Below are 6,798 nucleotides of genomic sequence, written 5' to 3'. Positions count from 1 at the left end.
AATCAGAAAGACTCGCTAACTGACCAGTTTAAAACTTAAAGTAAAATGGACCGATTGGTCCATTTACTGAATATGGTGCCCAGGGCGGGACTTGAACCCGCACAGCCTAAAGGCCGAGGGATTTTAAATCCCTTGTGTCTACCGATTTCACCACCTGGGCTAGAATTTGGAGGCGCGTCCCGGAGTCGAACCGAGCTACACGGATTTGCAATCCGGTGCATAACCGCTTTGCTAACGCGCCTTACACCCTAATCTCTTTCAAGATTTGGAGCGGGAAACGAGACTCGAACTCGCGACCCCGACCTTGGCAAGGTCGTGCTCTACCAACTGAGCTATTCCCGCTTAAGCTTCACTTTTCAGTTTCTGCTTTCAAACTGGCTGATTTACTTATTTATTTTCGTAAACCACGTTGCCGTTCGATGCGTTGCATTCTACTGATTTCACCTATCGAGTCAATACAATTATTGAAATAATTGGATCGTTCGCTGTTTTTTCAATCATTTCGATCACGCTTCGCTCAAATCGCCCCACGCAGCCTTTAAATATTGGAACATTGACCAAAAAGTCAGGATTGCAGCCACATATAAAAGTGCAATAGACAGATGTTCGATCAGCGGATTTGGACGCCATAATAAGCCGACTAATGACATCATTTGCGCCGTGGTTTTGAATTTACCAATCCAAGAAACTGCAACGCTGCTACGCTTACCAATTTCCGCCATCCATTCTCTCAATGACGAGATAATGATTTCACGGGCGATCATCGTTGCCGCAGGTAAAGTCACATACCAAACATCATAGCTTTCAGTGACTAAGACTAACGCCGTTGCAACCATAACTTTGTCTGCAACGGGATCCAGGAAGGCGCCAAATTTTGTGGTTTGCTTCCATAAACGCGCTAAGAATCCGTCAAACCAATCCGTCACAGCGGCGATCACGAAAATCAGCGCACAAGCAAATGGTCCCCAACTGACAGGAAGATAAAATGCTAATACAAAAAACGGTATCAGGATGACACGGAACAGGGTCAACCACGTTGGTATATTTAATTTCATCGCGCTCACTAACTCTTTGTCCAAGACCGATACCTTAGTATGTTGCCCTAAGATACCTACTGTTTCAATGCATTATAAATCTTTTCTGCCAGCGCGTATGAGATCGAGGGCACTTTTGCTATCTCTTCTACGCTCGCATTTCGCAAGGGTTGTAATCCCCCCATATACTTTAATAGCATTTGACGGCGCTTTGGTCCCACGCCTTCAATCGATTCCAGTGCACTCGTATTTTTAACTTTAGCTCGGCGTTGACGATGTCCTGTAATGGCATGATTATGGGATTCATCACGAATATGTTGGATCACATGCAGTGCTGGCGAGTCCGGAGGGAGCGCAAAGCCTTCACCTTCCGGTTTTAAAAACAGTGTTTCCAAGCCAGCTTTACGATCACTGCCTTTTGCAACACCAATTAATAAAGGATGGTTTTTATCCCAATCCACTTCAAGGGAATCAAACACATCTTTTGCCTGCCCTAACTGCCCTTTACCACCATCAATAAAGATAATATCGGGAACTTTGCTTTCATCCAGATGCTTGCCATAACGACGTGTAAGCACTTGGTGCATTGCTGCATAATCATCCCCTGGTGTGATCCCCGTAATATTGTATCGACGATACTCCGATTTCACAGGACCCGTTTTATCGAATACGACGCAAGACGCTACTGTTTGCTCTCCCATGGTGTGGGAAATATCAAAACATTCCATACGGGAGATATTGTCAATATTCACCACTTTTGAAAGTGCAGCCATACGCTGCTGAATCGTGGATTGCTGAGCCAACTTTGTCGATAATGCGATAGATGCATTTGTCCGCGCTAGCTTTAAATAGCGAGCACGAGTGCCGCGCGGTTGGCTTTGAATTTGGATTTTACGCCCCGCAATATCGGACAGTGACTCTGCCAGAAGTTCTTTCTCCGTTAGTGGGAAATCAAGCAAAATTTCCCCTGGCAATGTACGGTTCTCACTACCTTGTAAATAGAATTGCCCCAAGAAGGTTTGCACCACTTCTTCTAATAAAGTGCCCGCCGGAATTTTTGGATAATAGCTTCGGCTTCCCAGCACTTTTCCTTGGCGAATAAACAAGACATGAACACACGCTAAACCAGAGTCGAATGCGACACCTATCACATCAAGGTCATCATCGCCCCCAGACACATACTGCTCTTCAGTCACCGCGCGCACAGCTTGAATTTGATCTCGAAAACGAGCTGCATCTTCAAATCGTAGCTCTTGGCTGGCTTTTTCCATCCGTTCAACTAATCCTGTTAACACCTGCTTGTCCTTCCCTGTTAAAAAAAGACGCACATAGTTAACTTGCTGCTCATATTCTTCATCCGTGACCAACCCTTTCACGCACGGTCCTAAGCAGCGACCAATTTGATACTGTAAACAGGGTCTTGATCGATTTCGATAAACGCTATCTTCACATTGACGAATAGGAAATAGTTTTTGCATTAACGCTAAGGTTTCGCGTACTGCATAAGAGCTTGGAAACGGACCGAAATACTCACCTTTAGCGTGCTTAGCACCGCGATGGCTCGAGATTCTTGGGTGAGTTTCGCTACTCAAGAAAATATAAGGATAGGATTTATCATCTCTTAACAAAACGTTATAACGAGGCTGATAAAGCTTAATATAGTTATGCTCCAACAATAACGCTTCGGTTTCAGTATGGGTAACCGTAACATCAATCGAGGCGATATTCTTGACCAACTGTTCTGTTTTGCGGCTTCCGAGATTTTCACGAAAGTAGCTTGATAATCTTTTTTTAAGATCTTTCGCTTTTCCTACATAAATCACGGTTCCCCCAGCGTCATACATACGATAGACACCGGGTTGATTCGTGACGGTTTTTAAGAAAACTTTTGGATCAAACTGTTGTTCCACCCTGATAAATCCTGTTTTGCGGTGATTAAACCATAACTAATTGCTATATGTGTTAATTCTACATCACTACTGATATTAAGTTTACCAAACATTCGATATCGATAGGTATTTACCGTTTTCGGGCTTAAAGATAATGTATCCGCAATTTGTTTGACGGGTGTACCTCGAGTGATCATCAACATAATTTCTAACTCTCTTGCAGAAAGTAATTCATAGATATCCAATTGTTCACGCTGGTTTAACCGCTGCAAAGCAAGGTGTTGAGCGATATCTGGGGAAATGATTTTCTGCCGTGCATTTACAACCTGTATGGCTTCAATAAGCTCTTCTTCAGCAATGCTCGTACTTAAAATCCCAAAGATCCCAATGTCCAGCGCTTTCACAATAAAAGTATCATTATGACGGACATTATAGATAATCAGCCCTACATCAGGTTGAGTACGACGTATCGTTGTGAAGGCTTTTAGTGAGTCAAAATGGCAATGCTCTCGATTAACTAAAATGATATTGGCTCTATTCTGTCGGTTCCATGTGATCACAGGATCTATAGAAGGAAAAGTAGCGACAACTTTATAACGCGTATTTCGGGTTAAAATCGCCTCAATACCTCGAATGGAAATATTGCTATCATCAATAATTATTATATTAATCAAGTACCTCTCCTAATAATGGCAAACATAATGAGAGGATAATAAAGGAAAAAACCAACCAGTCATATCTTCTTTTTTAAAGATTAAATTAAAACTATTACATTGACTATTATTCAATAGTTGATATTTAATTCTTAAATAAATCACTGTCAAAAAAATAGCCGCTGAATAATTAGCGACTATTTCTTCTAGCACTTTTACTTTTAAATAAAGGCGCTACCTCATTTTTGTCCAACTAAACGGCAAATGGTTTCAGAAACGAGATAACTCTTCTCAAATGACGTGATGGGTAAGAACTCAAAACGCGAATGGAAATTATGTGCACCTGTAAAGTAATTTGGTGTCACAATTCCACGAGCCGATAGTGCTGAACCATCGGTGCCCCCACGCATCGGAATGATGTTAGGCTCAATATTATGAATTTTTAACGCTTCAAGAATAATATCTACCGCAGTACGATCTTCACCAATTGAGTCACTGATATTGCTATACACGTCATCAATTTTGAATTCCACTTTTGCTCGAGGATGGCGCGCTCTAATCAGTTCAATGCTTTCAGCAATAAAGCGTTTACGCGATTCAAAACTTGGGCGATCAAAATCACGGATAGCCATTTTGATCTTCGCTTCATTTGGATTGGCTGCTAAATCAGTAATATAGAAGTATCCTTCGCGATGCTCAGTATGTTCTGGCGTATCAAAACGGTCAAAACAACCAATAAAATCATGAGCAACGCGAATTGGGTTTAACAAGACGTTTTTCGCTGACATTGGATGAGCAGTGACCCCTTTGATTTCCACTTCAATGGAAGCCGCATTAAAGGTTTCGAAAACAACTTCACCAAGAGCACAACAATCGATGGTATAGGCGAAATCCACTTTGAAGCGAGAAAGATCCATGATTTTTGAACCGCGAAGGCCAATTTCTTCATCTGGCACAAACGCAACATAAATATCACCACAGTCAAAATCTGTATTTTGCAGTTTATCCATCAGCTCCATGACAACAGTGATCGCCGCTTTATCATCTGCGCCGAGTACACTTGTTCCGTCACTGAAAATAATTTCATCCCCCACATAAGCCGTGGCTTCAGGATGTTCAGACGTTTTAAACCAGATATCTTCTTGCACATTCAAGCATAAATCCGCGCCTTTATACGCCAAGGTTTGCGGTTTGATCACGGGGGATAAACCAACATCGACAGTATCTAAATGAGCGACAAAACCAATTTTAGGTGCATTAGGTTGATTGCCAGGACGCATCGCATAGAGGATAGCATGTTCATCAACATACACATCTTTTAAACCATAGCTTTCTAACTCTTTCGCCAGAAGATTCGCCAATTCACGCTGCCCTTCAGTACTCGGTACCACAGGACTCGCAGCATCACTTTGACTTTCAATCGCGACATAACGATAAAAACGCTCTTCTAACTTTTTACCTAATTCTTTCATTTTACATACCTTTTACTTATTGCGCAGGCTGCCATGTATAACCACTATCAAAACCAATTGGAATATCAAATGCCCAGAACAGGTATAACGTTGCTGTTAAGGTGATTAATAAACCGATGGTGAATGGGATCATCATTGAACATAACGTTCCGATTCCTGCATTTTTATAATATTTCTGGCAATACATTAAAATCAGAGGATAGAACGGAAACATCGGTGTACTCACGTTCATCGCAGAGTCACTCACACGGAATGCAGCTTGGGTTAATTCTGGCGAAATTCCGACTGCCATTAACATTGGAACCAATACCGGTGCCATAATAGCCCATTTAGACGTCGCCGAGGTGATCATAATATTTAGCACCGCGGTTAATAAAATAACGCCAAATACCGTCAATCCTGATGGCATATCTAAAGTACGCAGTAATTCCGCCCCCGATAATGCCAATAATGTGCCTAAATTAGAATGCTGGAATGAGTACAAGAATTGTGCGGCAAAGAATGCAAATACAATAAATGGAATCAATGACTTGGTAATGTTTTCCATCGCCTTAACGACATCTTTAGTCGAGGTGAAGGATTTCGTCATATAGCCATACACAATCCCCGGTAGTGCAAAAAAGATAAACAGCAGTGGCACCACAATCTGCATAATCGGGGCTTTTGGACTGGTTAAGCTGCCATCTGGACCTCGCAATGGTGAATTTTCAGGCCATAATAGCGCGAACAAACCTAGTGCTAATGCGATGACGACTAACCCAGCAACGCGAAATGCACGGTGCTCTTGCGGTGTGATTTTACTCAAATCTTGTTCCGCATCCGTATCCACATCCGACTTTGTGATAGGCGCATTTTTATTTAGCCATGGCTCGACAATTTTCTCAGTAATAAACCAACAAGTGAAAATGACACCAAACGTGCCGCCTAGGCTAAAGAAATAGTTACACAATACGTTCACGCTGTAGCCTGGAGCTAGCATTTGTGCGGCATCTTGCGTAAAGCTTTGCATAATCGGGTCAATAATCGATGGCGTATAACTTGCCGTAAACCCGCCCGCTAAGCCCGCAAATGCTGCTGCGATACCCGCTAAAGGATGGCGACCGCTGGCATAGAACATCATTGCAGCAACCGGCATTAAGATCACATAGGCTGAGTCAGAAGCTACGTGCGAAACGATCCCAACGAAAACAACAGTTGGCGTCAGCATTTTAGGCGAAATTAAAGAAAGCATTTTTTTCAGTGCAGTGTTAATAAAACCACTACTTTCTGCAATCCCAATACCTAATGTGGCAACGATTGTTATTCCAAGAGGAGGGAAATTAATAAAATTTTTAACCGCTGATGTCACAAATAATATGATTTCTTCATACTGAAACATATTAATTACGGAAATTTTTTCTTTAGAAATAGGATGGTGATAACTGAAATCGACAAACGAGAGCAGATAAGATAAAAACCAACATATTACTAGGGCGTAAACAAATAGCATTGTCACATCTGGCATTACGTTACCAATGCGCTCAACACGATTTAAAAAACCCTTTTTCTTAGGTAGTGTTTTAGTTGTCATAGTTGCAAGTTACTTATGTTATTAGAATAGAAGCTTTATCACAGTAAATAACCCATTTAGAAAAGTAAAACACTTTCTTATTTTATTTTGGCAGAATGAAAAGCAACCAATCGCTCTAGTTAATTATGCTTATATTATTAGTTTCATTCTTAATCCAACTATCTGAAATTTTATTTTAGC

At 41.5% G+C, this 6,798-nt stretch carries 5 protein-coding genes and 3 tRNA genes; all 8 read right to left on the bottom strand.

Annotated elements, in window-relative coordinates; all coding sequences use genetic code 11:
- Positions 1–73 precede the first annotated feature (73 nt).
- The 8 genes from PROVALCAL_RS02910 to PROVALCAL_RS02875 all read right to left on the bottom strand — a co-directional run bounded on the left by PROVALCAL_RS02910 (position 74) and on the right by PROVALCAL_RS02875 (position 6,618).
- Positions 74–160 (bottom strand) — tRNA-Leu (locus PROVALCAL_RS02910).
- A gap of 7 nt (positions 161–167) precedes the next feature.
- A tRNA-Cys gene (locus PROVALCAL_RS02905) sits at positions 168–241 on the bottom strand.
- A gap of 25 nt (positions 242–266) precedes the next feature.
- A tRNA-Gly gene (locus PROVALCAL_RS02900) sits at positions 267–342 on the bottom strand.
- 164 nt (positions 343–506) lie between these two features.
- Complete coding sequence (gene pgsA, locus PROVALCAL_RS02895; protein ID WP_006657588.1) at positions 507–1,055, bottom strand: CDP-diacylglycerol--glycerol-3-phosphate 3-phosphatidyltransferase; 549 nt, start codon at positions 1,053–1,055, stop codon at positions 507–509.
- Between the two features lie 56 nt (positions 1,056–1,111).
- Positions 1,112–2,944 carry an excinuclease ABC subunit UvrC gene (gene uvrC, locus PROVALCAL_RS02890; protein ID WP_006657587.1) on the bottom strand — a complete coding sequence of 611 codons (1,833 nt, stop codon included), beginning with the start codon at positions 2,942–2,944 and terminating at the stop codon, positions 1,112–1,114.
- Complete coding sequence (locus tag PROVALCAL_RS02885) at positions 2,911–3,597, bottom strand: LuxR C-terminal-related transcriptional regulator (protein WP_006657586.1); 687 nt, start codon at positions 3,595–3,597, stop codon at positions 2,911–2,913. Before PROVALCAL_RS02885 ends, uvrC begins: the two co-directional genes overlap by 34 nt.
- 218 nt (positions 3,598–3,815) lie before the next feature.
- Complete coding sequence (gene pepT / locus PROVALCAL_RS02880; RefSeq protein ID WP_006657585.1) at positions 3,816–5,048, bottom strand: peptidase T; 1,233 nt, start codon at positions 5,046–5,048, stop codon at positions 3,816–3,818.
- 16 nt (positions 5,049–5,064) lie between these two features.
- Positions 5,065–6,618 carry an AbgT family transporter gene (locus PROVALCAL_RS02875; protein WP_006657584.1) on the bottom strand — a complete coding sequence of 518 codons (1,554 nt, stop codon included), beginning with the start codon at positions 6,616–6,618 and terminating at the stop codon, positions 5,065–5,067.
- Between the last annotated feature and the right edge of the window lie 180 nt (positions 6,619–6,798).

Source organism: Providencia alcalifaciens DSM 30120, from assembly GCF_000173415.1.
Classification (GTDB): domain Bacteria; phylum Pseudomonadota; class Gammaproteobacteria; order Enterobacterales; family Enterobacteriaceae; genus Providencia; species Providencia alcalifaciens.
Note: the sequence above shows the minus strand (reverse complement) of the source record. Positions and strands in the feature narration are given on the sequence as shown.

Excerpts from the sequence above, each read along its gene's own strand:
- PROVALCAL_RS02875 (WP_006657584.1), bottom strand. The coding sequence starts at position 6,618 with ATGACAACTAAAACACTACCTAAGAAAAAGGGTTTTTTAAATCGTGTT.
- pgsA (WP_006657588.1), bottom strand. The coding sequence starts at position 1,055 with ATGAAATTAAATATACCAACGTGGTTGACCCTGTTCCGTGTCATCCTG.
- pepT (WP_006657585.1), bottom strand. The coding sequence starts at position 5,048 with ATGAAAGAATTAGGTAAAAAGTTAGAAGAGCGTTTTTATCGTTATGTC.